The following is a 23,928-nucleotide window of genomic DNA, read 5'->3' as shown; positions in this document are numbered from 1 at the left end:
CAGTGTGCGTCCTGGGCTCCAAGAGCGCACAAACCCCGCCGCCAGCGCACACTCGAGCGTGCAGAGACGCGAAAGCTAGATCGCGGCGCCGGGGTTGAGGATGCTCAGCGGGTCCAATGCCTGCTTGATGCGCTGGGTCAGCGCCATCACCTCCGGCCCGAGGTAGCCGTCCAGCCAGGGCCGCTTCAGGCGGCCGACCCCGTGCTCGCCGGTGATGGTGCCGCCCAAGCCAACGGCCAGGTCCATGATCTCACCGAACGCGAGCTGGGCTCGCTGCGCCATCGCGGCGTCCGCGGGGTCGTACACGATCAGCGGGTGCGTGTTGCCGTCGCCGGCGTGCGCGATCACCGAGATCATCAGGTCGCGGTCGGCGGCAATGCGGGCGATCCCGGTCACCAGCTTGCCGAGCGCCGGAAGCGGCACCCCGACGTCTTCGAGCAGCAGCGCTCCCTTGGCCTCGACGGCCGGAATGCAGAACCGGCGCGCGGCCACGAACGCTTCCCCCTCGACGGGATCGTCGGTGGTGAAAACGTCCGTTGCCTTGTTTTCAGCAAAGATCGCCGCGATCAGTTCGGCGTCCTCGCCGCTGGCGCGGCCGCGTTCGTCCGAGCCGGCCACCAGCATCGCGGCCGCCCCGCGGTCCAGGTCCATCCGCAGGATGTCCTCGACGGCGTTGATGGCCGCCGAGTCCATGAACTCCAGCATCGCGGGCCGCAGCCGTGCCGAGACCCCGAGCACCGCGTCGACGGCGGATTCCACCGTGGCGAAGGAGGCCACCACGACGCTCGACGTGTTTTGGGCGGGCAGTAGCCGCAGCGTGACTTCGGTGACGACGCCCAGCGTGCCTTCACTGCCGACGAAGAGCTTGGTCAGGCTCAGCCCGGCGACGTCCTTGAGCCGCGGGCCGCCGAGCCGTACCGCGGTGCCGTCGGCCAGCACCACGGTCATGCCCAGCACGTAGTCGGTGGTGACGCCGTACTTCACGCAGCACAGGCCCCCGGCGTTGGTGGCGATATTGCCGCCGATGCTGCAGATCTCGTACGACGACGGATCCGGCGGATACCAGAGACCGTATTTTGCGACGGCCTTCTTCACTTCGGCGTTGAGCAGGCCGGGCTGACATACCGCGGTGCGGGTGACCGGGTCGACGGTGATGTCGCGCATCTTCTCGGTCGACAACACGATCCCGTTGGCCAGTGCCGTCGCCCCGCCCGACAGGCCCGTGCCCGCTCCGCGAGGCACGACGGGTACCCGGTGGGCGGTGGCCCAACGCAGCACCGTCTGCACGTCTTCGGTGCAGCGCGGCCGGACCACGGCGAGCGGAGTGCCCGCCGACGGGTCGAAGGCGCGGTCCTGGCGGTAGCCCTCGGTGATGGCCGGATCGGTGACCACCATCCCCTCTGGCAGTTCAGCGACGAGGCCGCCCAGCGTGTCTTCATTGACTGTGGTGCTCACGGGCCGATTTTACGGCGCGGAATCGCCGGCAAACTCCGCTGCGCGATCCAGTTCGCGCAGCGACGGCAGCGCGAACGCGATCAGGCCGACCACGATGATGGGAATCGCCAACGTCAAGAACGTCACCCGCAGCCCGGCGGTGTCGGCCAGGGGACCGGCGACCAGCAAACCCAACGGGCCCGCGGCGAAGGTCAGCCCCGTCATCACCCCGACGACGCGACCGCGCAGCTGCTGCGGAGCCCGGGTCTGCATCACGTAGTTGTAGATCGGCTGGATCGGCCCGTAGACCAAGCCGGTCACCCCGCACAGCACCAGGATCACCGGCAACGGCGGCAGGAACGCGATGCCGACCGACGCGGCACCGAACGTCAGGGTCGCTGTCAGCACGGCCGTGCGTCGCCGCAGGTATTTCGAGAGCGCGGCATAGCCGAGCGCACCTGCCACGCCGCCGACCCCGAGTGCCATCAACGCCCAGCCCAGCTGCGCGGGTTGCTGACGATCGCTGAAGTATTTGGGAAACAGCACGCTTTCCATCGGCAGGTACAGCGCGGTGACAACCAGGTCGACCAGGCCGAGCGTCCGTAGCACCCGCAGGTTCCAGACGAACCGCAAGCCCTCGGCGACCCCGGACACCAGCCCGTCGGGCCGGGTCGTGTGGGGTGGCTTGCCGGTGCCCTCGAGCCGCAGCGCCCCAATCGCGAGGAACGACAACCCGAAACAGCCCGCGGTGATCCACATCGTGTTGATGCCGCCGACCGTGGCGATCATCAAACCGCCGATGCCCGGGCCCACGATGTAGGCGAGGTTGAGAATCGCTTCGTAGACGCTGTTGGTGCGATCCAGCGACCAGCCGGCGCGGGCAGCGGCCTCGGGCAGCATCGACTGCCGTGCCGTCGTCCCGGCCGGGTCGAAAGCGGCCGAAAAGAAAGCCAGCGCGGCCAGCTCGGCGACATTGATCGCATCCGCCCCGAACAGCCAGGCGATCACGGGAACGGCCGCCACTGCCGTGCCGGACAGCGAATCGGAGACCAGCGAGACACGGCGCCGTCCGAAGAAGTCGACCGCGGTGCCGGCGACCAGCGTGGATCCCACCAGCGGCAGCGTCATGGCGGCTGCCACGATCGACGCGTCGCGTGCGCTGTCCCGATGTTGCAACGCCAGCCAGGGGAAAGCGACCAACGAAATGCCGGTGCCCGCGGTCGCCACCAGCGTGGCGAACAGGATCAACAGTGCCGGACCGCGGCTGGAATGTGTCATAAATATCGCCGGGAGAATCTAACCGCAAAGCTTTCGCGGGAGCCACCACATTTCGTGGTCACCATCGGCTGAATGCAGGATGTTCATGTGCTTGTTCATCCGAATACCGGATTGGCATTCGATTCACCGGTTCCTCCCGGCACCGGGTGGCCCGGCGACCCGGCCACACCGCTTACCCCGCAGGCCGTCGACGCCGCGCAGGTTCGCGCGCTGGCCGGTGCGGCCCGCTCGATTCCGGAACTGGACGCCGTGGTCAGCGTCTGTCGCGCCTGCCCTCGGCTGGTCACCTGGCGAGAAGATGTTGCCGTCGCCAAACGGCGAGCCTTCGCCGACCAGCCGTATTGGGGCCGGCCGGTTACCGGCTGGGGATCGCCGCGGCCGCGACTTTTCATCGTCGGGTTAGCGCCGGCCGCGCACGGCGCCAACCGGACCGGGCGGATGTTCACCGGTGATCGGTCCGGGGACCAGCTGTACGCGGCTCTGCACCGGGCCGGGCTGGTGAACCAGCCGACCAGCGTGGATGCCGCGGACGGGTTGGCGGCCAAGCAGATTCGGATCTCCGCCCCGGTACGGTGTGCGCCTCCGGCCAACGCCCCGACGCCCGCGGAGCGCGACACCTGTTGGCCCTGGCTGGAAGCCGAATGGCGGTTGGTGTCCGAGCACGTCCGCACCATCGTGGCCCTGGGTGGGTTCGGCTGGCAGATCGCGCTGCGGCTGCCGGGCGGCACGGAGATGCGAGCGATGCGGGGGATGCGCAAGCCGCGGTTCGGCCATGGCGTCGTCGCCGAGCTGCCGTCCGGGGTGCGCTTGCTGGGTTGCTACCACCCCAGCCAGCAAAACATGTTCACCGGTAGGCTGACTCCGGCAATGCTCGACGACATCTTCATTGAGGCCAAGAGGCTGGCAGGGATTAAGTGACCGAGGTACTGATTTCCGGCGCCAGCGTAGCCGGTACAGCGTTGGCGTATTGGCTTGGGCGGCATGGCTATTCGGTTACGGTCGTGGAGCGGCACCCCGGGCTTCGCCCGGGCGGGCAGGCGATCGATGTGCGGGGCCCGGCGCTGACGGTGCTGGACCGGATGGGTCTGCTGGACGCCGCCGCGGACCGCAAGACGAACATTCGCGGTTCCTCCGTCGTCGATGGCGACGGCAACGAGCTGTCCCGCGACACCGAGTCGACGCCCACCGGCGGTCCCATCGACAACCCCGACATCGAGCTGCTGCGCGATGACTTGGTCGAGTTGCTTTACGAGGCAACCCAGCCCGCGACCGAATACCTCTTCGACGACACCATCACCGCGGTGGACAACCGCGGCCTGGCGGTCGATGTGACGTTTGAACGTGCGCCCGCCCGCAGCTTCGACCTGGTGATCGGGGCCGACGGCTTGCACTCCAACGTGCGCCGACTGGTGTTCGGTCCCGAGGAGCGATTCATCAAAAGGCTGGGAACGCACGCCGCGATCTTCACCGTGCCCAACTTCCTGGACCTCGACTTCTGGCAGATGTGGCACTACGGGGACACCACGATGGCCGGGGTCTACAGCGCCCGCAACAACACCGAGGCGCGCGCCATGTTGGGCTTCATGGACACCGAACTGCGTATCGACTATCGCGACACCGAAGCCCAGTTCGCCGAGGTGGAGCAGCGGATGTCCGGTGACGGCTGGGTGCGCCCGCAACTGCTGAAGTTCATGCGCGACGCGCCGGATTTCTACTACGACGAGATGGCGCAGATCGTGATGGATCACTGGTCGATCGGGCGGGTGGCGCTGGTGGGCGACGCCGCGTACTGCTGCTCGCCGCTGTCGGGCCAGGGGACCAGTGTCGCGCTGCTAGGCGCATACATCCTGGCCGGCGAACTCAAACGCGCCACCGTAATCGATGGGGTCGACCACGGGCTCGCCTTTATCAACTATTTCAAGCGCTTTCACGGCTACACCGAGCGCACCCAATTTCTGGCCACCGACAACATTCCCGGCGGCGCCCCGATATCGCAGGAGCAGTTCGAAGCGGTCGTCAACTCGATCACGCTGACCAACTACTAGCCGGGAACGAACACCGCACCGAATGCGTTGAGGCCATCGTGCGTCTTTCCGTCCTCGATCTCGTCCCGGTACGCACCGACCAGTCGACCGGCGACGCGCTGGCAGCCACGGTGCAGCTGGCGCAGGCCGCGGACCGGTTGGGTTTCACCCGCTACTGGGTCGCGGAACACCACAACATGCCTTCGGTGGGCGCGACCAGTCCTCCGGTGCTTCTTGCCTACCTCGCGGCGCAGACGGCGCGCCTGCGACTCGGGTCCGGCGGCGTGATGCTGCCCAACCACGCGCCGCTGGCGGTCGCCGAGCAGTTCGCCCTGCTGGAAGCCGCCGCCCCGGGCCGAATCGACTTGGGCATCGGCCGGGCGCCCGGCTCCGACCCGGTGACGTCCTATGCATTGCGCGGTGCCCGCGACGATCGGGACATCGAGAACTTTCCCGAGTATCTCGACGACGTGGCGGCCCTGATGAGTGCGCGCGGCGTGCTGGTTCCGCTGCGCTCGGGCGACTACCGGCTCAAGGCCACCCCCGCCGCTGTCAGCGAACCGCGGCTCTGGCTGCTGGGCTCGTCGATGTATTCGGCGCGGTTGGCCGCCGCCAAGGGTCTGCCCTACGTGTTCGCACATCACTTCTCCGGCCAGGGAACTGAAGAGGCGCTGCAGGTCTACCGCTCGCGGTTTGTGCCCAGCACATTGACCGCCGAGCCCGTGACGTTCTTGACGGTGAACGCTGCGGTAGCCGAAACACGAGACGAGGCAACGGCATTGATGCTGCCCAACTTGCAGATGATGGCGCGGCTACGGACCGGGCAGCCGCTGGGTCCGCTCCCGCTGGTGGAGGAGGCCCAAGTCGCGGAACTGACGGCGCCGCAACAGCACATCGTCGACAGCGGGCTGCACCGTGCCGTGCTGGGTACTCCGGCGCAGGCCGCCGAGCAGCTGCGCTCGCTTGCCGAGCAGTTCGGCGTCGACGAGGTGATGGTGAATCCGGTCGCGTCCGCCCGCCGCGGCACCGATCCCGCCGCTGCCCCGGCGCGCGTGACAACGCTGGAGCTGCTGGCCAAGGAATTGTTCTAGCGCTCAGTCGGTTACGGTCGCCGGTTCGGATTGACTCGAATGGGGATGCGGCACGTGGGTAGTGATCCAGTCCTCCAGGTCATCAGGTCGCAGCGGCGCGGTGTGCACGAAGCCCTGGGTGATAGCGCAGCCGAACCGCCGCAGTGCGCTCAATGTGACCTCGTCTTCGACTCCCTCGGCGACGAGGTCGGCGCCGAGGCTGTCCGCCAGCGCGACCGTGGACCGCACAATGGCGACCGATCGTGCGTCTTGAGCAAGTCGCGCCACGAAGATTCTGTCGAGCTTGAGCTCGTCGACCGAAACGTCCTGCAAGCGTGCCAGCGACGACCAGCCGGTGCCATAGTCGTCGAGCGAGATGCGAACGCCGAGGCGCTGCAGTTCGGCCACCGTGTTGCGGGATCGCAGCGAGTCGACCAGGGCGCTTTCCGTGATCTCGACGATCAGGGCGTTCGCGGGCAAGTCATGCGTCCGCAGCAGCCATTCGATCGTGCCCACAAGTTCGAGATCAAGCAGGTTCGTCGTCGCCAGGTTCACCGCGACGGACGAGGCAATGCCCTCGTCACGCCAGTCTCTGATCTGCTTGAGCGCGATCGCCAGCGCTCGATTGGCTACCTTGCGCATCAGCCCGGCGCGCTCGGCGGCGGCCAGGAATTCCTCGGGCCGCAGCAATCCACGAGTGGGGTGCTCCCAGCGCAGCAGTGCCTCGACGCTGTGCACACTGCCGTCGCTCGCGTTGATCTTCGGCTGGTAATACAACGTCGGCTCGTCACCCTCCAGCAACGCGCTGTGCAACTGCTCGATGAGGTTGGAGTCGCTTTCGCGATGCACCTCGAACGTCGCGTCATAGACCGCGATCCTGCTAAGGGCGGATTTAGCTTGCGGAAGCGCCGTCTCGGCGCGGCTCAGCAGCTCTTGCGGATGCTCGCAATGGTCGGGGCACAGCGCAATAGCGACACACGCGTCGACTCGCAGAGTGATCGGATCCAGCGCGAATGGTTCACGCAGGGCTTCGAGCACAATGCCCGCCTGGGCCCGTGCGCCGGGGAGGTCCGCCCCCTTGGTAAGCAGGATCGCGAATTCGTCGTCGCCCACTCGGGTGAGTAGATCCGCGTGTCGCAGGCCGCCCGCAAGCCGATTCGCGATGTTGCGCAACAGCTCGTTGCTGAGATGGCGATCGATCGAATCGTTGATCTCTTGAAGCCCATAGAGATTCACCAACAGCAGCGCTGTGTGCGACGACACTGTGGGCATCGGCTCGGGCCCCGCCACCTCGTAGCCGGGCAACGCGGTCAGGGCCGTCGCCAGTGACCGCCGGTTGGGCAGCATGGTCAACTCGTCGATCATGGCGTGCTTGTAACTGTCGGCCATCATGCTGACATCGCGGAAGGTGAGTGCAAATCGCACGGCTACCGTGATCAGGCTCAGTCCGGCCAGAGTTGCTGCGAAGCGCGAGTTTTGATCCCAGACGGCAACGACGAGCGCGACCACTGCGCACGCTACCGGCACCGCATAGGAGCCAAATCCGCGCCTGCGCATCGGGGCTGCCGATGACCTGGGTGCCCAGCCGGCCACCGCCAGCAGGAGCGACGACGTGGGCCACACGGCATCCAGCGTGCTGCCGACTCGGTATGAGCCCCCGGCGGTCTCGACGAGGTAGACCGTGTCCGCGACCGCGAATCCGATCAAACCCGCAACGAGCAGAATCCAACGTGATTCGTTGCACAAGAAGACTATTGGCAACATTGCGGCGGCCAGAGTCAACAAGACCAGATCACCCCATGGATAGATCAGGCCAACAAGAACGGTTTGTGGTGCGCGAGTCGCGGCCGCATGGAAGGGGCCGGCCCGCAGCGCCACGGCCAGCGCGGCCACGGCCAAACCGCATACCAGCGGATCGAAACGGATCGGAATCGGCGTCGAGGCCAGGCGCGCCCGGATGAGCAGCAGCAGCCCGACGTAGGCAAGTGGATAGAACGCGAGGTACTCCGGGTCGGCGGCGGAGGGAGACTGCCCGTCGGGCACCCGCAGTGCATAGACGACATCCCCGATCGCCGAGCATGCCATGCCGGCCGCGATCAAAGACCAGGCCAGACGATCGGCTGTGACGCGGTAAGCGCGCAGGGCAATCAGCCCGGCTGCCAACAGGTTCAACGCCGCGTACAAGTACTTGGCGACGGCTCCGGTGGCATCGGCAGGTGAACCAAAAGCGCTGATCGCGGTGAAACCGATCACGCCAATTGCCAGAATTGCCATGGCGATCCGGATTGGCATCGGCCACTGGAAGTCGGGCGAATCCCGCCGCCGGTCAGCTGTCGATGCGGCGGGTTTTGACTCTGTCTGCGTGGCGCGTGCCACAGCGGATGCGCGCGCAGCGGCTGGCTGGCCCGTGGCGGCCGCCGAAATGGGCGCCCAGTCCGCCGATTTGTCGGGGGAGGCCGACACCAGCGAGTCGGCCGACCGCGGGAACGTGTAGGAGAATGGAAGATCCGGCAGGAAGCTGCGGATACGTTGGCCGCCTTCTCGTTTGGCGGTGTACATGGCCAGGTCTGCATGCCGGAGAAGCTGGTCGACCGCGCACCTCGACTCGCCAGTGGCCACGGTGAAGCCGATGCTCGGCCGGACTGTAACGGGTACGCCTTCGATCACGATCGGTGCGCTGAACGCCTCGAGAATGTCATGCGCGGCCGCTTGCGACTCCTCGACGGAACACTCGAGCAGCACCGCGAATTCATCACCGCCAACGCGGGCAATGACGCCGCCGTCGTGCACCGCAGCAGTGATCCGTCCGGCGACCCGGACCAGGAGTTCGTCTCCGGCCGGGTGGCCTAAGCCGTCGTTGACCGCCTTGAAGTTGTCGAGGTCGAGACACAGCACCGCAATCGGTGGGCTGTCGGGATGTCTTGCGGCGACGGCGGTTTCGAGTCGATGCAGGAAATGAGCTCGGTTGGCCAGACCGGTCAGGCTGTCCCGAAACGCTTCCCTGGCCACTTCGGCCAACAACTTCTGGTTTTCGACGAGCACAAGGAATTGCCGAGCGAGCACCGCGGCGGCGAGGATCCCGAGGGCGAAGAGCATCGGCCCGTGCGCCATCAGGTTTACCGCGTGGCCCAGCCCGACCGCCGCCGCCAGCAGCAACGGTACGTAGGGCAACGTCAACAGGGCGCGCGAGAAAACCACACTCCGTGGGGGCGCCACCGCCGCCGGGGATTCGTTGACGCTGGACAGGGCGGCCAGCGCGATCATTCCGAGCCCGACGACTCGGCCCAGGTCGCCCAGCGCGCTGACGTGGTAGCTGCCTATCCCGGTATCGAAGACCGTCGCGATGTCGGCGACGCTGATTGTCGCGGCTCCGCAGGCCACCAGGCTCCTGGACGGCCGCTCCCCGGGCTGGCCCCGGGACAACATCAGCAGGGCTGTCGTCAAGATCGCGACATCGTTGAAAATCTCCGCGACCGTCGCGAGTTGCGAGCCACTGCCTTCGCGCAGCTGTTGATCCAGGACGAACACCCAGGAGACCACGAACAGGGAGGTGGCCAGGATGAGACCGTCAAGCATCAGTCGCCGTTGGCTGTGCCGATTCAGGTGAGAAAGCAGCAGCAACGACGCCATGGCGCCAATCGGCCAGCACAGCAGCACGATCTCCGCCGCGGCCGGATGGGTGGCGTGTTCCAGGTCCGGGCGCACGTCGTAGACCGCCCAGATGACCTCGCCGGTCGCCCAGCCCAGGAGGGCCACCACCATCGCCAGCCAACCGACTCTGCGGCGCCCGACGGCGAAACGAGCCGCATAGCCGGCAGCTGCCGCCGCGGCCAGCAAGCACGCCAGCGTGACAACTTCGTCGACCGGCTTGGTCGCGTAGGCGCCCGTCCATTCCCAGGTCGCCGCGGCCGCGATCAGCGCCGCCGCCGCGGTGTACCCCCAGACCACGAGCCAGCCCACGCCAGTGGACAGCCCGAATCGCTGCCACGGAGTCCCCGTCCAGCGCTTCATTGCTGCTCCAGCCGATCTGTCCCCCGCGGTGAACGCATCCAGGCTTCACCACTGCTAGGGCAGAATAAACGCCCCGGCGGGTTCGGCTGATGCTTTTGTGCGGCTTGGTATCGCTAGGCAGGGGTCAGCGCGACGATCGGGATGGGCCGCGACGTCCGGCTCTGATAACCCTTGTACCGGTTGGCGTTGTTCTTGTTGACGATCTCCCAAAGCCGCGCATAGTCGGAGTCGTCCGGAGTGATGCTGCGCGCGGTGACCGGGATTCGTTTGGAGCCGAGGTTGATTTCGCACTCCGGACGCTTGCGTAGGTTGTGATACCAGCCGGGGGCGCTGTCGCTGCCGCCGTAGGACGCGACAACCAGGTACGAGTCGCCATCCTTGGCGTAGGTCAAGGTGGAAGAGCGCTGCTGACCGGTCTTGGCGCCGACCGTGTGCAACAGCAAGCTGTCCGGCATCCCGGGTACGTGGTGCCCGATCCGGCCATCGGTTTTCCGGTACAGCGAGTCGTGGATGCGCAGCAGCGGGGCGAGGAAAAGCCGTTCCAGCGTCGTGAGGTTGCTCATGAAGTCAGTTCTACTGATTGGCGTCGATGCGTGCTAGCGCGTCGCGCAGGATCTGCCCGGTGGCTTCCCGGTCCGGGTCCCGGCGTAGCAACACCCCCTTGGCCACCGACAGCTTGTCGCCGTTGCGGCGGGGCAGCACGTGCAGGTGGATGTGGAACACCGTCTGGAACGCCGCGCTACCGTCGTTGATCCCGATATTTGTCGCGTCGGCCAGTTTCGTCGCCCGGGCGGCGCGTGCGATCCGCTGGCCGATGGTGATCATTTCGGCCAGCGTCTGTGCCGGGGTGTCGGTCAGATCGACGCTGTGCTGTTTGGGGATCACCAGGGTGTGGCCGCGCGTGAACGGGCGGATGTCGAGGATCGCCAGGTAGCCGTCGTCTTCGTAAATCCGGATGGCCGGAGCTTCCCCGGCGGCGATCGCACAGAACACGCAGGTCATGTCGCCACGGTACTGGTTGCTTCGACCCGGGAGTACGCTGCCGCAGTGGACGCACGCGATATCGCATTCGCCGGTGCGGGCGCACTGGCACAGATGCTCGCCGACGGTGAACTCGGCGCTGTCGACCTACTTGAGGTCTACCTGGAACGGATCGCGCGCCTGGACAGCGACCTGCGCTGCTACCGCGTGGTGCTGTCCGACAGCGCCCGCGAGGAAGCCTATGCCGCCCAGGAACTGCTCGACGCCGGTGAGCGGCAGCCACTGCTGGGCGTGCCGATCGCGATCAAAGACGACGTCGACGTCGCCGGTGAGGTGACGGCATGCGGCAGCGGCGGACACGGTCCGCCGGTGACCTCCGACGCGGAAGCGGTCCGCCGGTTGCGCGCGGCCGGCGCGGTCATCATCGGCAAGACGAATGTGCCCGAGCTGATGATCTTTCCGTTCACCGAGTCGCTGTCGTTCGGCGCGACCCGCAACCCGTGGAACCTCGGGCGCAGCCCGGGCGGCAGCAGCGGCGGTAGCGGGGCGGCGGTCGCCGCCGGGCTGGCCGCGCTGGCGCTGGGATCCGATGGCGGCGGCTCGATTCGTGTGCCGTCGTCCTGGTGTGGTCTGTTCGGCGTGAAGCCGCAACGCGATCGCGTCTCGCTGGAACCGCACGACGACGCCTGGTACGGACTGAGTGTCAACGGCCCGATCGCACGATCGGTGCTCGACGCGGCGATTTTTCTCGACGCCACTTCGACGGTGCCCGGCCCCGAAGGGGAATTCGTCGCCGCCGCGACGCGGGAGCCCGGCAAACTGCGAATTGCATTGAGCACCAAGATCCCAACGCTTCCGCAGCGGGTGGGGCGCGAAGAGTTGGCGGCTGTCGAGGCGGCCGGTGCGTTGCTGCGCGACTTGGGCCATGACGTCATCACGGCCGACCCCAAGTATCCGCTGGCCTCGTTGTACGCGAACTTCCTGCCCCGCTATCTGCGCGGCATCAGCGACGACGCCGACGCGCAGGCTCACCCGGAACGGCTCGAAGCCCGCACCCGCACCTTGGCGCGCATGGGGTCGTTCTTGTCGGACCGAAGGATGGAAGCCGTGCGAGCCGCCGAGGAGCGGGTGAACGCGACGATCCAGTCGATCTTCGACGACGTCGACGTCGTCATCACACCGGGCACCGCGGACGGCCCGTCGCGTATCGGTGCCTACCGGCGCCGCGGCGCGGTGTCGACGCTGCTGGCGGTTTCCCAGCAGGTTCCGTACTTCGCGCCCTGGAACGTGACCGGCCAGCCGGCCGCGGTGGTGCCATGGGATTTCGACGGCGACGGCCTGCCGTTGTCAGTACAGCTCGTCGGCCGGCCGTTCGATGAGGCGACGCTGTTGTCGCTGTCCGCGCAGATCGAAGCGGCGCGACCGTGGGCCCACCGCCGGCCGCCGGTGTCATAGGCGGGTGGTCGGGCGCCGACCCGGTTCGCCCGGTCCCCCGCAGGCGGGAGGTGCCCCCGTTGCCGCGCTCCCGGTCGGCGCGAAAGTCGCACGCCATGCGGTCAGCTTGGTTCCGGCCCGCATTGCATGCGCGGGGCTGCTCGATGGCAGCCGCTGGAATTCGAGTCGGTCATTCGCAGGCGCCAGCTTGCGATACAGGCCGGCCGCTTTGGCGCCGTTGAAGTAAACCCGCGTGATGGTCGGGTAGTCGACGAACAGCCCGGCAAAGTCGTTGACCACCAAGCTTTTCGGATCGATCGCGGCGTCCGCGCTACCGGCTCGGCGACATGCGTGCAGCACATCCCACAGTGCCACGCCGTGTGCGCGCAAAGCCGCGAGGCGAGATTCGTAGGGCGCGTTCGCGTCGAATCCGAAAAGGTCACCGGCAATGGGCCAGAACGCATTTCGTGGATTCGCGTAGTATTGCCCTGCCACCAGCGACTGGGCGCTCGGGAACGAGCCCAGGATAATCATCCTGGCGCGGTCGTCGACGACGGGTGGGAAGCCATGCAGGAGCGGCGCGGTCATCACCTCCCATCATGGCCCGTCGGCGTTGTACGTTGACCACGTGGACGACGAGGTCGACCGAAACATCGACGATCTGCTCGACGGACTCGAGGGCGCCGCACGCACGGAACGTGCCGAGCTGGTGGGCTGGCTGCTGGAGCAGGGCATCACCACCGACGAGATCCGGGCCACCAATCCGCCGCTGCTGCTGGCCAGCCGCCGCGTGATCGGCGACGACGGCACCTACGTCTCGGCGCGTGAGATCAGCGAACAGCACAACATCGACCTGACGCTGTTGCAGCGTGTGCAGCGCGCGATCGGGCTGGCCAGGGTGGACGATCCGGATGCGGCGATCCACATGCGCGCCGACGGTGAAGCCGCGGCGTACGCCCAGCGCTTCGTGGAGTTGGGGCTCAATCCCGATCAGGTGGTGCTCGTCGTGCGGGTGCTCGCCGAGGGTCTGTCGCACGCCGCCGAGGTCATGCGCTATGCGGCACTGGCGGCGATCATGCGCCCGGGAGCCAGCGAGCTGGAAATCGCCCAGGCGTCGAAAGCGCTGGTGAGTCAGATTGGGCCGCAGCTCGGCCCGATGATCGAGCAGATGCTGTTCATGCAGCTGCGCCACACGATGGAGACCGAGGCGGTCAATGCCGCCGAGCGGGCCGCGGGCAAGCCGTTGCCCGGGGCGCGCGAGGTCACCGTCGCCTTCGCGGACCTGGTCGGCTTCACCCGGCTGGGCGAGGTGGTCTCGCCCGAGGAGCTGGGTCAGCTCGCGAGCAGGCTGGCGGGCCTGGCCCGTGACGTGACGGCCCCGCCGGTCCGGTTCATCAAGACGATCGGGGACGCGGTGATGTTCGTCTGCCCCGAGCCCGCGCCGTTGCTCGATGTGGTGCTCAAGCTCGTCGAGGCCGTCGACACCGACAATGACTTCCCCCGGCTGCGAGCGGGGGTGTCCTCCGGGATGGCGGTGAGCCGGGCCGGCGATTGGTTCGGCAGCCCGGTCAACGTCGCGAGCCGGGTCACCGGGGTGGCCCGGCCCGGAACCGTCCTGGTCGCCGAATCGGTGTGGGACGTGGTAGGTGAATCCGGGGAGTTCTCCGCGTCGTTCGCGGGCGCTCGTCGCCTCAAGGGCGTCAAGAACGAAGTCAAGCTTTTCCGGGTCCGCCGGGGCGGCTACATCCGCGACAACGAGTGACCCGACCTTGCGGCGACACGAATAACTTTTGCCCCGAACCGGGAGACGTATGGGCAGGCCCGGGCGGCGCTGGGGAGCGTCTGACACGGTCCGACGCGGCCGGCTCCTTCCCCTGTGCCGGCGCTTTGACTTGGCCGCTTCCGGGCCTGCTTCGCTCCTAAAAATACGCCGTTGAACGGCCCATATCAACGGTTTTCCGGCTCCGCGAAGACCGACTGTCGCGAGGGTCTGACGTTCGCCGCGGGCGAACCCTGTCGCGTTGCGGTTGTAACGGTGTAATCATGTAATTATGAAATCGCACCACACGCACGGCCGGCGGTACGGCCGGCCAGGGGGCTGGCAGCAAGCCCAGCAACCCGACGCCACCGGAGCGGCGGAATGGTTCGCCGGACGCCTCCCCGAAGCCTGGTTCGACGGCGACCCGACGGTCATCGTCGACCGCGAAGAGATCACCGTCGTCGGCAAGCTGGCGGACGGCGCCGGAGCCGAAGAGAGCGAGGCGCGCGCCGAGGGCCGGGCCTCGCGGTTCCGCGAGGAGACCCGTTCCGAGCGGATGAGCATCGCCGACGAGGCGCAGGATCGCTACGGGCGCAAGGTTTCCTGGGGCGTGGAGGTCGGCGGCGAACGAATTCTGTTCACGCACATCGCAGTTCCGGTGATGACACGCCTGAAGCAGCCGGAGCGCCAGGTGCTCGACACATTGGTAGACGCCGGTGTCGCCCGGTCTCGCGCCGACGCCCTGGCCTGGTCGGTCAAGCTCGTCGGTGAACACACCGAGGAGTGGCTGGCCAAGCTACGCAACGCAATGTCGGCGGTTGACGATCTGCGCGCGCAGGGTCCAGACCTACCGGTTTAACGCAACCCGCAGTGCCGCTTCGCGTTTGGCGCGCTTCGAATGACTGTCGCTAGACGTTGTTGACTTTGTCGACGATCTTGTCGGCGATCTGGCTGGCCTGATCGTTGATGTGGTATCCGCATGCGTTGATGTCGACGACCACGTTGTTCGCCACACTCATCGTGTGCTCGCACTGCCAGCCGTCGGCGCCTTCTTGAGTCTGCAGCACCGATATCTTCGGTGGGCCGCCTTGGATTGGGGCGAAAGTCCACCGATAGGTCTTGTTGCTTGAACTTGTGACGGTCACCGTCTGGCCGGCGCAGTTCTTCCATTTTTCGAGCGAGCTCTGCAGAAACGCCTTGGATTTATCGGCGGTCGGAAACGCGACCACGGCTTGGTTGACCCAATGGTCGTTGTTGTCTCCCGGCTCTTGGGACACCAGTCCGTTGATGCCGGTGAAGCCGCTGCCGGCGTATACCTGATCCTGAGTCGTGTAGAGCGCTCCCTTGCAGTCCGGTATCGACACCGTCATCGAGGAGGTGCCCATCTGCGTGATCGGTTTCCCGGGCTGGATGTTCGTCGCGCCCATGATGGCGTTGACATCCGAGGAGCTCAGCAGCAACGAGCTGAGCCGCTCGGCCGCTATCGGTTCGGGCGGCGGCTTCGGATCGGGGATGATCAGCCAAATGGCCACCGCACTGACGACGACCACGAGCACCACCGCCGCCGCGGCGATGATCGGCCAGGGGTTGCGTTTGGGCTTGGGTGGGGGCTGCTGTCCCAGCGCCCAGGCAGTGGGGCCGGCGGGTGGAGGTGCGCCCGGTGGTGGGCCGCCCCAGTTGGCGCTGCTGGCCTGGTAGTACTGCGGGCCGGAGACGCGCTGGCTCGGGGCGGGGACGGGGCCGCTCTCGGGAGCCCAGGGCCGTGGGCTGGGCGAGGGCGATGGCACCGGAGTGGAACTCGGCCGTGGATACGGCGTCGGAGTGGGCGGCGGCGGTGTGCTGGGCCGCTGTACGGGAGGCGCCATCGCGGTGCCCGCGATGGTCGGTGGTTGCTCGAGCTTCGCGGTGCCCGGCAGGGTGGCTTCCTGGCTGCGACGCAGGATGTTGTCGGCGTGGTCCTGGTCGGGATTGCTGAGCGCTTCGTGGGCCGCGAGCGCCATGTCGCCGGCGCTGGCGTAGCGGTCCTCGGGCTTTTTGGCCATCCCCCGTGCGATCACCGCGTCGAAGGCCTTGGGAATCCCGGCGCGCACCGCGCTGGGCTGCGGGATGGGATCGCTCATGTGGGCCTTGACCAGCACGCCGGCGCTGTCCGCGCGATAAGGCGGGGCGCCGGTCAAGCATTCGTGCAACACACAGGCCAACGCGTAGATATCGGCGCGGTAGGTCACCTCGTCGTTGGTGAATCTCTCCGGGGCCATGTATTTCCAGGTGCCTACCGCGGTGCCGAGCTGGGTGAGCTTCTCGTCGGTGGTGGCGCTGGCGATGCCGAAGTCGACCAGGTAGGCGAAATCATCGCGAGTGACCAGGATGTTGGGCGGCTTGACGTCGCGATGCATGACCCCGGCGGCATGGGCCGCATCGAGGGCCGAGGCGATCTGGGTGATGATGGCGACCGCGCGCGGCGGCGTCAGCGGCCCATAGCGTTTGAGCAAGCTGTCCAGGTCGGTGCCCTCGACGAGGCGCATCTCCATGAACATTTTTCCGTCGATTTCGCCGTAGTCGTGGATCGGCACGACGTGCGGTTCCTGCAAACGGCCCGCGGTGCGCGCTTCGCGCTTCATCCGCTCGCGAAACACGGGGTCCGAGCTGAACTGGTCCGACATCAGCTTGATCGCGACCGTCCACTCTTTGACGGTGTGCTCGGCCTCGTAAACCTCGCCCATCCCGCCCCGGCCGAGCAGCCGTTTCAGGTGGTAAGGCCCAAACGTCGAGCCCTCCCGTGAGGCCTGCCCCTCGCTCATCGCTGATCCTCCAACCCAACCGCAGACCCGCCGACCATATCAACAATTTCCCGCCAGACCCGTCGGCCGCGACCCCCCGTAAGCACCCATTACGGTATGCGCCGGGGTGCTCGGCCGCTCGACAATGGCAAACATCGACGGGCTGCCCACTCCTGGATCCCGGTCCCCAAATGTGTGCTGAGTTCGATGGATTCATCAAGGATCTCCGCAGCACGAGGGCGGACGCTTTCTCCATGGGCGAACGGGTTACAGCGAAGGGACGTCGACGCTCACCAGCACCGGGACCGAGCTCAAGGCTCAGCTCCCCGTGCTGGCGGCGTCACTTGGCCGCTTTCCGTTGGGGGTCAAGCTGTCTGAGTCGCAGCGCGACCAGGATCACCAGCGTGATCGCCTGTACGGCGCAGGCACCCGCGGCCATCCACCAATTGCCGGGCTCGTAATCCCACAGTGGATCCTCGTCACCGGCCGCGGTGCGGCGCAGGTCGTTGAGATCGATGGTCGAGGCGGCCATCGCGTACGCCCAGCGGGACGGCGACAGCCACGCCAATTGTTCCAGCGGGATACGGCCCTTCACCCCAAACATCCCGCCGCACAGCACAAGTTCGGCCATCACGACGAGCACGAGCAGCGGCATGCCGCGGTCGGCGTTGCCGATCATCGCCGAAATCAGCAGGCCGATCATCATCGAGACCACCGTGACGGCGACGACCGCTACCGCCACTTCGACCCTGGGCCAGGGCAGGACGACGGCCTGGTCCGGCGGCGGCAGGCCGGCGACCCCGAGGAATCCCAGAATCAGTCCTTGCAAGGCGGTCAACGCGGCCAGCACCACCACCTTGGAGGCCAGATAGGCGCCGCGGGACAACCCGATGCCGTGCTCGCGTTGGTAGATGGCCCGTTCCTTGACGATCTCCCGGATCGAGGCGGCGCAGCCCATCAGTGCGCCCCCGATGATCAGCAGCACCAGCAGCTGAGAGGGCTGCGTGGACTTCGTCTCGATGGCCTTGGTCAGCGACAGCCCGGCGTGGCCCGGGACGGCGTGCGCGAACAGGCTCAGCAGCAGGGGCAGGATCAGCAGCGTCACCGAATACTGGCGATCGGCGGCGATGACCGCCAGATACCGCCGGCACAGCGTGGTGAATTGGGCGAACGCGCTCTGCTGGGCGACCGGCTTCGCGGCGCGGGCGGCAGGTGCCGCGGCTTTCAGGGCGGCGTGTGGCCCGGTCAAAGCCCCGTGAATGGGCGACGCGACGTATCGGCCGGTCCAGTCCGTCGTGGTGTCGTGTTCGAGCAGGTTGAACAGGTCGGCGAAGTCGCTGCAACCGAAGTAGCTCAGCGCATGTTGCGGCGGGCCGAAGTACGCCAGGCGACCGCCCGGCGCCAAGATGAGCAGCCGGTCGCACAGATTCAGCTGCGCGGTGTTGTGTGTCACCACCACGACGGATCGGCCGTCATCGGCCAGGGCGCGCAGGGTCTGCATGACGGATTTCTCGTACCCCGGGTCGAGGCCCGACGTGGGTTCGTCCAGGAACAGCAGGGACGGTTTGGTGAGCAATTCCAGCGCCACACTGGTTCGTTTGCGCTGACCTCCGGACAAGCTGTCGATCCGCTGGTTGGCATGGGCCGCCAGACCCAGCTCGCCCAGCACCTCTTCGATGCGCTGCTTTCGTTCCCTGGCCGAGACGTCCTGCGGAAACCGAAGCTGCGCAGCATAATTCAACGCCCGGCGTACCGTCAGTGCAGTGTGCAGGATGTCGTCCTGCGGCACGAAGCCGATCCGGTGTCGCAGCTCGGCGTAGTTCTGATAGAGGTCGCGATTGTCGTATCGGACCTCGCCGCCACCGGCCGGGCGGAACCCGGTCAATGCGCTCAACAACGTGGATTTCCCTGCGCCGCTTGGCCCCACCACCGCCATGAAGCAGCGGTGCGGCAAAGCGAAACCGATATTGGCCAACAACACCTTGCCCTTGTTGGTGACCACCCGCAGGTTCGACGCCTCGTAGGACACATCGCCGGTGTCGACGTATTCCACCAGCTGGTCACCGGACAGGTGCAGCAGCTGGTGGCCGATGCCGACGATGTCGTCCGGTCCGATGATCGCGCTGTTGATCCGGTTGCCGTTGACATAGGTTCCGTTGGCGCTGTTGCTATCTACGAGTTCCCACCGATTGCCGGAGCGACGCAACACCGCATGGTGGCGCGAGACCAGCAAGTCGTCGAGCACGACGTGGTTGTCGGTTCCGCGGCCGATCCCGATGACTACCTGGTCGATGGTGTGTACCGCGGTCGGCGGCCGGGCCACCGTGGTCTCGCCGATCGGTCGGGTCGGCGGCGCAACGGGTTGTGTCCCAGGGGGACTGGGTCGTTGGGGAATGGGGTAGACCTCCAGCGCCTGCCCGGAGGACGCCGACCCCAGCATGACGGTGACCGGCTGGCTGATCGCCAGGGATTCCACTCGCCGCCCGGCCACGAACATCCCGTTGCTGCTGCGGTTGACCAGGACCCAGCCGGCCGGTGTCGGCTGCAGCACCGCGTGGTGGCGCGACACCCTCGGGTTCTCCAGCTGGATGTCGGCCTCGTGCGCGCGGCCGATGCTCCAGGACCGGCCACCGCTGGCCTGCCAGGTACGCCCACCCGCCCGCAGTTCCAACCCGGGAATGGTGGTGACCATTTCGGTCCTGTCGTCCACGCATTGCCTCCGCTGTATCAGCTAGCCGCCTCGAGAATTGTCACGACGTCACCACTTGTATAGCCGATCCGGGTGTGGTCGTTGCGGCTTTGCCCACCCGGACGCGATCTTCGGTGCCCGGATATCCAATGCTGTTGAGCTGGTTGATCTTTGGCTACCGCAGCTCAGCCACCAAACTTCGTCCACCACGTGTGCAGCTCCTCGATCGTCGGAGGATCCCCGAAGACATCACACAGCAGCAACTTGACCTGGTTGCTCCACACCATATTCGGGTGGTTGTTGTAGGTGCCGCAGGCAACCACGCCGACGTCCACCTTCGGGGTGTCGGGGTGCTGCCAGGGTTCCGGATTGTTGGTTCCGCCGGGGCAGGTCGCCAGCTGCAGAAGCTTGATGTCGGCGTCGGTCGCGTCTTTCAGCACGCTCGGATTCGCGAAGAGCCCGTAACGCGCCTTGGACGGGCCACCCGGGTTGGTGTTCTGGTCGCAGTCGACTACTGCCAGCGCATCCGACCACACGGTGTTCGGTTTGGGAGTGGCCGAGGTGCACACGCCGCTGGGGTAGCCCGGCGGCACCAGGGTGAGCAGCTGGCCTTCGAGGTCACCCGCCGCGGGGGTCGTGGTCGTCGGCGTCGACGACGTGGTCTTCGATGGGGTCGGGGTGCTGGTCGCGGTGGGGTGCGGCTGCGGGTCGTCGTCTTTCTGCGTGACGAAATAGACACCGATCGCGGCCAGCACCAAGAACACGACCAGGGCGACGGCCCCGACGACGATGGGCCAGGGGCTGCGCTTTTTGGGTGGAGGTTGCTGCCCCAGGGTCCAGGGCGTGGGACCGCCGGGGGGCGGCGTGCCGGCCCAGTTGCCGCTGGTGCCTTGGTAATACTGCGGTCCGGAGACGGGCTGGCTCGGGGTGGGCACGGGGCCGCTCTCGGGTGCCCAGGGCCGAGGGGTCGGCGGGGGCGGCGGCACCGCCCGCGAGCTGGGCCCCGGGTACTCGCGGTACGACGGTGGTGGGGTGTTGATCTGCGGTTGTGCCGTGGCGGGAGCGGTCGGGGGAGGGATGTGTGGGGTTTCGACGGCCAGCGTGGCTTCCTGGCTGCGGCGCAGGATGTTGTCGGCGTGGTCTTGGTCGGGATTGCTGAGCGCTTCGTGGGCGGCCAGGGCCAGATCGCCGGCGCTGGCGTAGCGGTCCTCGGGCTTTTTGGCCATGCCGCGCGCGATCACCGCGTCGAACGCCTTCGGGATGCCCGAGCGCTCCGCGCTGGCTAAGGGGATGGCATCGCTCGTGTGAGCCCTGACCAGCTCGCCGGCCGTGCTCGCGCGATACGGCGGGGTGCCCGTCAGGCATTCGTACAGGACACACGCCAGCGCGTAGATGTCGGCGCGGTAAGTCACCTGGCCGTTGGAAAACCGTTCGGGCGCCATGTATTTCCAGGTGCCCACCGCGGTGCCGAGCTGGGTGAGTTTCTCGTCGGTGGTGGCGCTGGCGATGCCGAAGTCGACCAGGTAGGCGAAGTCGTCGCGAGTGATCAGGATGTTGGGTGGCTTGATGTCGCGATGCATGACCCCGGCGGCGTGGGCGGCGTCGAGGGCCGAGGCGATCTGGGTGATGATGGCGACCGCGCGCGGCGCCGTCAGCGGGCCGAACCGTTTGAGCGTGTCGTCCAAGTCGATGCCCTCGATGAGGTGCATCTCCATGAACATCTGCCCGTCGATTTCGCCGTAGTCGTGAATGGGCACCACATGCGGTTCCTGCAAACGGCCCGCGGTGCGCGCCTCGCGCCGCATCCGCTCACGAAAGACGGGGTCCCTGCTGAACTCAGCGGTCATCACCTTGACTGCCACCGTCCACTCCTTGACGGTGTGCTCGGCCTCGTAAACCTCGCCCATCCCGCCCCGGCCGAGCAGCCGCTTTAGGTGGTAAGGCCCGAACATCGACCCCACTCGCGAGTTCTGCTCCTCGCTCATCGCTGATCCTCCAAACCGGCCGCAGACCCGCCGACGATATCAACAATTACGGGCAGATCCCCGCCCGGAAACTCCGCGCCTAGCAATCATCACGGTAAGCGGTCACGAACCGGGACACGTGACAATCGCGAGATCTCTTCCGTTGCTTTGGTGAGGCGGAGTCGCGTCGCGTCGCCGACGTGGCCCCCGAAAAGCCTTGGGGTGAAGGGTCATGGGTGTTGTCGCGCAAGCTGGCTGAGCATAACGCGTGTGACTTTGTCGCGTAATATCTTGCCCTGCAATAGTATTCGCTTTTCCATGGCCCTATGCCTCGCTGTTGTAACCGCGAGGGATCTCGAATGTGAATTCATGGTCGCAGATGCGGACGTGGTCGCCGTCCTTCAGGGTGGCCGCGGAGCGAATGCGTTGGTGTTGCACATGCACGCCATTGGACGAACGCAGGTCGTTGATGACGTAGCTGGTGCCGGTGTCGACGATGACGGCGTGATGGCGGCTCACATTGGCACTGGCCAGGATGATGTCGTTGTCGCTGAGACGTCCGATCCGGGTCTCGGTCGCGCGCAGCGGGTAACTGCGGCCCGACGCCTCGTGCAGGTAAGCGGCGGGTTTCCCGGCCGGGACTTTGGTGCGCTGGTCCAGCAGGGTGACGGTGCCGACTGCCGTGGTCCTGGCGGATTTCTTGGCGTCCAGCGGCTCTTGGCGCAGAATCCGTTCATTGAGGTCACGCAACGTCTGGCCGGGGTCGATCCCCAGCTCGTCGGCGAGTGTCGACTTGACCCGCCGATAGGCGGCCAGCGCGTCGGATTGGCGGTCGGTCAGGTAGTAGGCCGTGATCAACTGGGCCCACAGCGGCTCGCGGTAGGGGTGCTCCGCGGTCAGGGCTTCGAGGTCGACGATCACCGAGGCGCCACGTCCGCAAGCGATTTCGGCCTCGGCCTTCGCGGTGTGGACCAGAATCTTCTCCTCCACGAGCGAGGTGGCGAAGGTGTCGACGAACTGAAAGTCGCGCAGGTCCTCGAGTACCGGTCCCCGCCACTGCGCCAAGGCCGCCGACAGGTGCTGGCTCGCCTGCTCGAATCGGCTCACCGCGGCCGCATGCACGCCCGCGGTCTTCTCGGTGATGAACCGTCCGAGATCACAGTTGTTTTCGACGACGGCGAGCCGGTAACCCGGCGGCGCGGCGGCCAGCACCCCACGCGGGTCGATGCCGGCGCCGCTCAGGAGCTTTCGCAGGTTGGACACATAAGAGTGGATGCTGGCGCGGGCGCCCGACGGGGGCTCGTCTTCCCACAGCGCGGTGATCAGCCTCTCGACGCCGACCGGGCTGTTGCGGTTCATCAAGAGCATGGCGAGCACGGCCCGCTGTTTGGGCGTGCCCAACGGCACCACGGTGCCGCCAACAGTCATCTCCAACGGCCCGAGCAGGCCGAATTCGAGACTTTCGTCTACCATCGTCGCTTACCAGCCCTTCCGGCTTCTGTGCGCGGCGTCATAAGCCCATACGGTGTCATTACTTGTCATTGTGATACGAACCCCCCCGAATTCGGTAAAACCCCGCGAGATTGGTATGCCGCCGCCCCGGCGACCGGGTGCGCCTGAAATGCGTTCCCTGCCAGCGTGATCATCGACGGCTCGCTCGAATCCGGTTGGGATTCATCGAAAACGCGTCCGGCGGCCAGCCCGACCCGGTGCATGCGCTCCGCGTGGCTGCCCGCCGGATCGGCGTTCGGTGGCCGGCCTAGGTGGTGACGACCATCAGTTCCTTGCTGGCCTCCCATGCTTGAACGAAGAGCGCCAGGGGGATCTGCTCGTCGCGGCCGTGCGGGGTGCCGCTGTCGTTGAGATGCACCATGTTGTTGGCGGTGTCGACACCGGTCACCACCACGGCGTGGTCGCCGCGCGGCTTTCCGTTGTCGTCCTTGTTCTCCACGGGCTGGTGCCAGATGAGTTCGGCGTTGACGCTGACGATGACCTTGTGGCCCGCGCCCAGTTGTTGCTCGATGCCCTCGAGGCCGCCACGGATACCGTCCTTGGCGGCGTGCGCCTTGTTGGTGATCAGGGCATCGATCTTGTACAGCGACAGCAGTGTCGGGATATCCGCGAAGCTGGTGCCCATACCCGAATTCGGGTTCTTGGTGTTGGTCGGCGTGGTGTAGATCGAGCCGGGGTGCACGACGCTCGGCGTCGACTGCGCCCTCTTGATGATGGCTTGCTCCGACGGCTCCCTACCGGTCACCTGGCCGATCACGTCGGCGCCCGACATCAGGACGCAATCGTCGTACTGCTGGTAGCGCCAGTACTTGGCGGCGGCCGCGGGGTCGCCGTACATCGTGCCCGACGCTGCCTCGGCCGGACCGGCCAATCCCAGCGCGAGGACACCCGCGACGACTGCGAAGGCGGCGGTCTTGGCGATCTTGGCGATGGTCATCGTTCTCCCCTTTTCTCGTTCCGCGGTGTTGCGCGGTGGTTGAGAAAAGGTTCGG

17 protein-coding genes are annotated in these 23,928 nt (G+C 66.7%); 6 read left to right on the top strand and 11 right to left on the bottom strand.

Translation table 11 applies throughout. The features are described 5' to 3' along the window. Positions 1-75 precede the first annotated feature (75 nt). Together OK015_RS22945 and OK015_RS22940 are read right to left on the bottom strand one after the other, a co-directional pair. Positions 76-1,395, bottom strand: coding sequence for an FAD-binding oxidoreductase (locus tag OK015_RS22945; protein ID WP_268133011.1), 1,320 nt, complete (start codon positions 1,393-1,395; stop codon positions 76-78). A gap of 69 nt (positions 1,396-1,464) precedes the next feature. Continuing rightward, positions 1,465-2,712: an MFS transporter gene (locus OK015_RS22940; RefSeq protein ID WP_268126384.1), complete on the bottom strand. Its 1,248-nt coding sequence runs from the start codon at positions 2,710-2,712 to the stop codon at positions 1,465-1,467. Positions 2,713-2,784: 72 nt separating this feature from the next. Between OK015_RS22940 and OK015_RS22935 the strand changes: the two genes are divergently transcribed. From OK015_RS22935 to OK015_RS22925, 3 genes are read left to right on the top strand one after another with little or no spacing between them, the layout of a single operon-like run. Beyond that, positions 2,785-3,630 carry a uracil-DNA glycosylase gene (locus OK015_RS22935; protein WP_268126382.1) on the top strand — a complete coding sequence of 282 codons (846 nt, stop codon included), beginning with the start codon at positions 2,785-2,787 and terminating at the stop codon, positions 3,628-3,630. Then, the gene (locus OK015_RS22930) at positions 3,627-4,757 is read left to right on the top strand and encodes an FAD-binding protein (RefSeq protein WP_268126380.1); all 1,131 of its coding nucleotides are present in this window, start codon (positions 3,627-3,629) and stop codon (positions 4,755-4,757) included. Before OK015_RS22935 ends, OK015_RS22930 begins: the two co-directional genes overlap by 4 nt. Before the next feature lie 38 nt (positions 4,758-4,795). Further along, on the top strand, positions 4,796-5,827 hold the full coding sequence (locus tag OK015_RS22925) for an LLM class flavin-dependent oxidoreductase (protein ID WP_268126378.1): 1,032 nt from the start codon (positions 4,796-4,798) through the stop codon (positions 5,825-5,827). A gap of 3 nt (positions 5,828-5,830) precedes the next feature. Here the strand turns inward: OK015_RS22925 and OK015_RS22920 are convergent, their stop codons facing one another. The 3 genes from OK015_RS22920 to OK015_RS22910 all read right to left on the bottom strand — a co-directional run bounded on the left by OK015_RS22920 (position 5,831) and on the right by OK015_RS22910 (position 10,819). Next, entirely contained in the window at positions 5,831-9,817 is a 3,987-nt protein-coding gene (locus tag OK015_RS22920) for a bifunctional diguanylate cyclase/phosphodiesterase (protein WP_268126377.1), read from the bottom strand. A 113-nt stretch (positions 9,818-9,930) separates the two neighbouring features. Next, positions 9,931-10,380, bottom strand: coding sequence for a nitroreductase family deazaflavin-dependent oxidoreductase (locus OK015_RS22915; RefSeq protein ID WP_268126375.1), 450 nt, complete (start codon positions 10,378-10,380; stop codon positions 9,931-9,933). Positions 10,381-10,390: 10 nt separating this feature from the next. Beyond that, positions 10,391-10,819 carry an HIT family protein gene (locus tag OK015_RS22910; RefSeq protein ID WP_268126373.1) on the bottom strand — a complete coding sequence of 143 codons (429 nt, stop codon included), beginning with the start codon at positions 10,817-10,819 and terminating at the stop codon, positions 10,391-10,393. Between the two features lie 45 nt (positions 10,820-10,864). Between OK015_RS22910 and OK015_RS22905 the strand changes: the two genes are divergently transcribed. Further along, positions 10,865-12,253, top strand: a complete 1,389-nt coding sequence (locus OK015_RS22905) for an amidase (RefSeq protein WP_268126372.1) — start codon at positions 10,865-10,867, stop codon at positions 12,251-12,253. Here the strand turns inward: OK015_RS22905 and OK015_RS22900 are convergent. Further along, complete coding sequence (locus OK015_RS22900) at positions 12,248-12,820, bottom strand: DNA-deoxyinosine glycosylase (RefSeq protein WP_268126370.1); 573 nt, start codon at positions 12,818-12,820, stop codon at positions 12,248-12,250. The two genes, OK015_RS22905 and OK015_RS22900, sit on opposite strands and share 6 nt — an antisense overlap. Between OK015_RS22900 and OK015_RS22895 the strand changes: the two genes are divergently transcribed. Together OK015_RS22895 and OK015_RS22890 are read left to right on the top strand one after the other, a co-directional pair. Next, positions 12,819-13,994 (top strand): adenylate/guanylate cyclase domain-containing protein, encoded by a 1,176-nt coding sequence (locus OK015_RS22895; RefSeq protein ID WP_442791323.1) that lies wholly within the window; start codon positions 12,819-12,821, stop codon positions 13,992-13,994. The two genes, OK015_RS22900 and OK015_RS22895, sit on opposite strands and share 2 nt — an antisense overlap. Positions 13,995-14,283: 289 nt before the next feature. Then, a complete protein-coding gene (locus OK015_RS22890) occupies positions 14,284-14,850 on the top strand; it encodes a hypothetical protein (RefSeq protein WP_268126366.1) in 567 nt (188 codons plus the stop codon). Positions 14,851-14,899: 49 nt separating this feature from the next. Here OK015_RS22890 and OK015_RS22885 read toward each other — a convergent pair whose 3' ends face one another. The 5 genes from OK015_RS22885 to OK015_RS22865 all read right to left on the bottom strand — a co-directional run bounded on the left by OK015_RS22885 (position 14,900) and on the right by OK015_RS22865 (position 23,873). Beyond that, on the bottom strand, positions 14,900-16,792 hold the full coding sequence (locus OK015_RS22885) for a serine/threonine-protein kinase PknH/PknJ (protein WP_268126364.1): 1,893 nt from the start codon (positions 16,790-16,792) through the stop codon (positions 14,900-14,902). 319 nt (positions 16,793-17,111) lie between these two features. Beyond that, entirely contained in the window at positions 17,112-19,463 is a 2,352-nt protein-coding gene (locus OK015_RS22880) for an FHA domain-containing protein (protein ID WP_268133009.1), read from the bottom strand. Positions 19,464-19,645: 182 nt separating this feature from the next. Continuing rightward, positions 19,646-21,445, bottom strand: coding sequence for a serine/threonine-protein kinase (locus OK015_RS22875; RefSeq protein WP_268126362.1), 1,800 nt, complete (start codon positions 21,443-21,445; stop codon positions 19,646-19,648). Positions 21,446-21,748: 303 nt separating this feature from the next. Next, positions 21,749-22,897, bottom strand: a complete 1,149-nt coding sequence (locus OK015_RS22870) for a BTAD domain-containing putative transcriptional regulator (RefSeq protein ID WP_268126360.1) — start codon at positions 22,895-22,897, stop codon at positions 21,749-21,751. A gap of 286 nt (positions 22,898-23,183) precedes the next feature. Continuing rightward, positions 23,184-23,873: a C39 family peptidase gene (locus OK015_RS22865; protein ID WP_268126357.1), complete on the bottom strand. Its 690-nt coding sequence runs from the start codon at positions 23,871-23,873 to the stop codon at positions 23,184-23,186. Positions 23,874-23,928 lie beyond the last annotated feature (55 nt).

Origin of the sequence: Mycobacterium sp. Aquia_216, from assembly GCF_026723865.1 — a bacterium.
Taxonomy (GTDB): Bacteria; Actinomycetota; Actinomycetes; order Mycobacteriales; family Mycobacteriaceae; genus Mycobacterium.
Note: the sequence above shows the minus strand (reverse complement) of the source record. Positions and strands in the feature narration are given on the sequence as shown.

Bases quoted from the DNA above. Each gene is read 5' to 3' on its own strand.
- OK015_RS22945 (WP_268133011.1), bottom strand. From the start codon at position 1,395: ATGGTGGTCACCGATCCGGCCATCACCGAGGGCTACCGCCAGGACCGC.
- OK015_RS22940 (WP_268126384.1), bottom strand. From the start codon at position 2,712: ATGACACATTCCAGCCGCGGTCCGGCACTGTTGATCCTGTTCGCCACG.
- OK015_RS22935 (WP_268126382.1), top strand. From the start codon at position 2,785: ATGCAGGATGTTCATGTGCTTGTTCATCCGAATACCGGATTGGCATTC.
- OK015_RS22920 (WP_268126377.1), bottom strand. From the start codon at position 9,817: ATGAAGCGCTGGACGGGGACTCCGTGGCAGCGATTCGGGCTGTCCACT.
- OK015_RS22915 (WP_268126375.1), bottom strand. From the start codon at position 10,380: ATGAGCAACCTCACGACGCTGGAACGGCTTTTCCTCGCCCCGCTGCTG.
- OK015_RS22910 (WP_268126373.1), bottom strand. From the start codon at position 10,819: ATGACCTGCGTGTTCTGTGCGATCGCCGCCGGGGAAGCTCCGGCCATC.
- OK015_RS22900 (WP_268126370.1), bottom strand. From the start codon at position 12,820: ATGACCGCGCCGCTCCTGCATGGCTTCCCACCCGTCGTCGACGACCGC.
- OK015_RS22890 (WP_268126366.1), top strand. From the start codon at position 14,284: ATGAAATCGCACCACACGCACGGCCGGCGGTACGGCCGGCCAGGGGGC.
- OK015_RS22885 (WP_268126364.1), bottom strand. From the start codon at position 16,792: ATGAGCGAGGGGCAGGCCTCACGGGAGGGCTCGACGTTTGGGCCTTAC.
- OK015_RS22880 (WP_268133009.1), bottom strand. From the start codon at position 19,463: ATGGTCACCACCATTCCCGGGTTGGAACTGCGGGCGGGTGGGCGTACC.
- OK015_RS22875 (WP_268126362.1), bottom strand. From the start codon at position 21,445: ATGAGCGAGGAGCAGAACTCGCGAGTGGGGTCGATGTTCGGGCCTTAC.
- OK015_RS22870 (WP_268126360.1), bottom strand. From the start codon at position 22,897: ATGGTAGACGAAAGTCTCGAATTCGGCCTGCTCGGGCCGTTGGAGATG.
- OK015_RS22865 (WP_268126357.1), bottom strand. From the start codon at position 23,873: ATGACCATCGCCAAGATCGCCAAGACCGCCGCCTTCGCAGTCGTCGCG.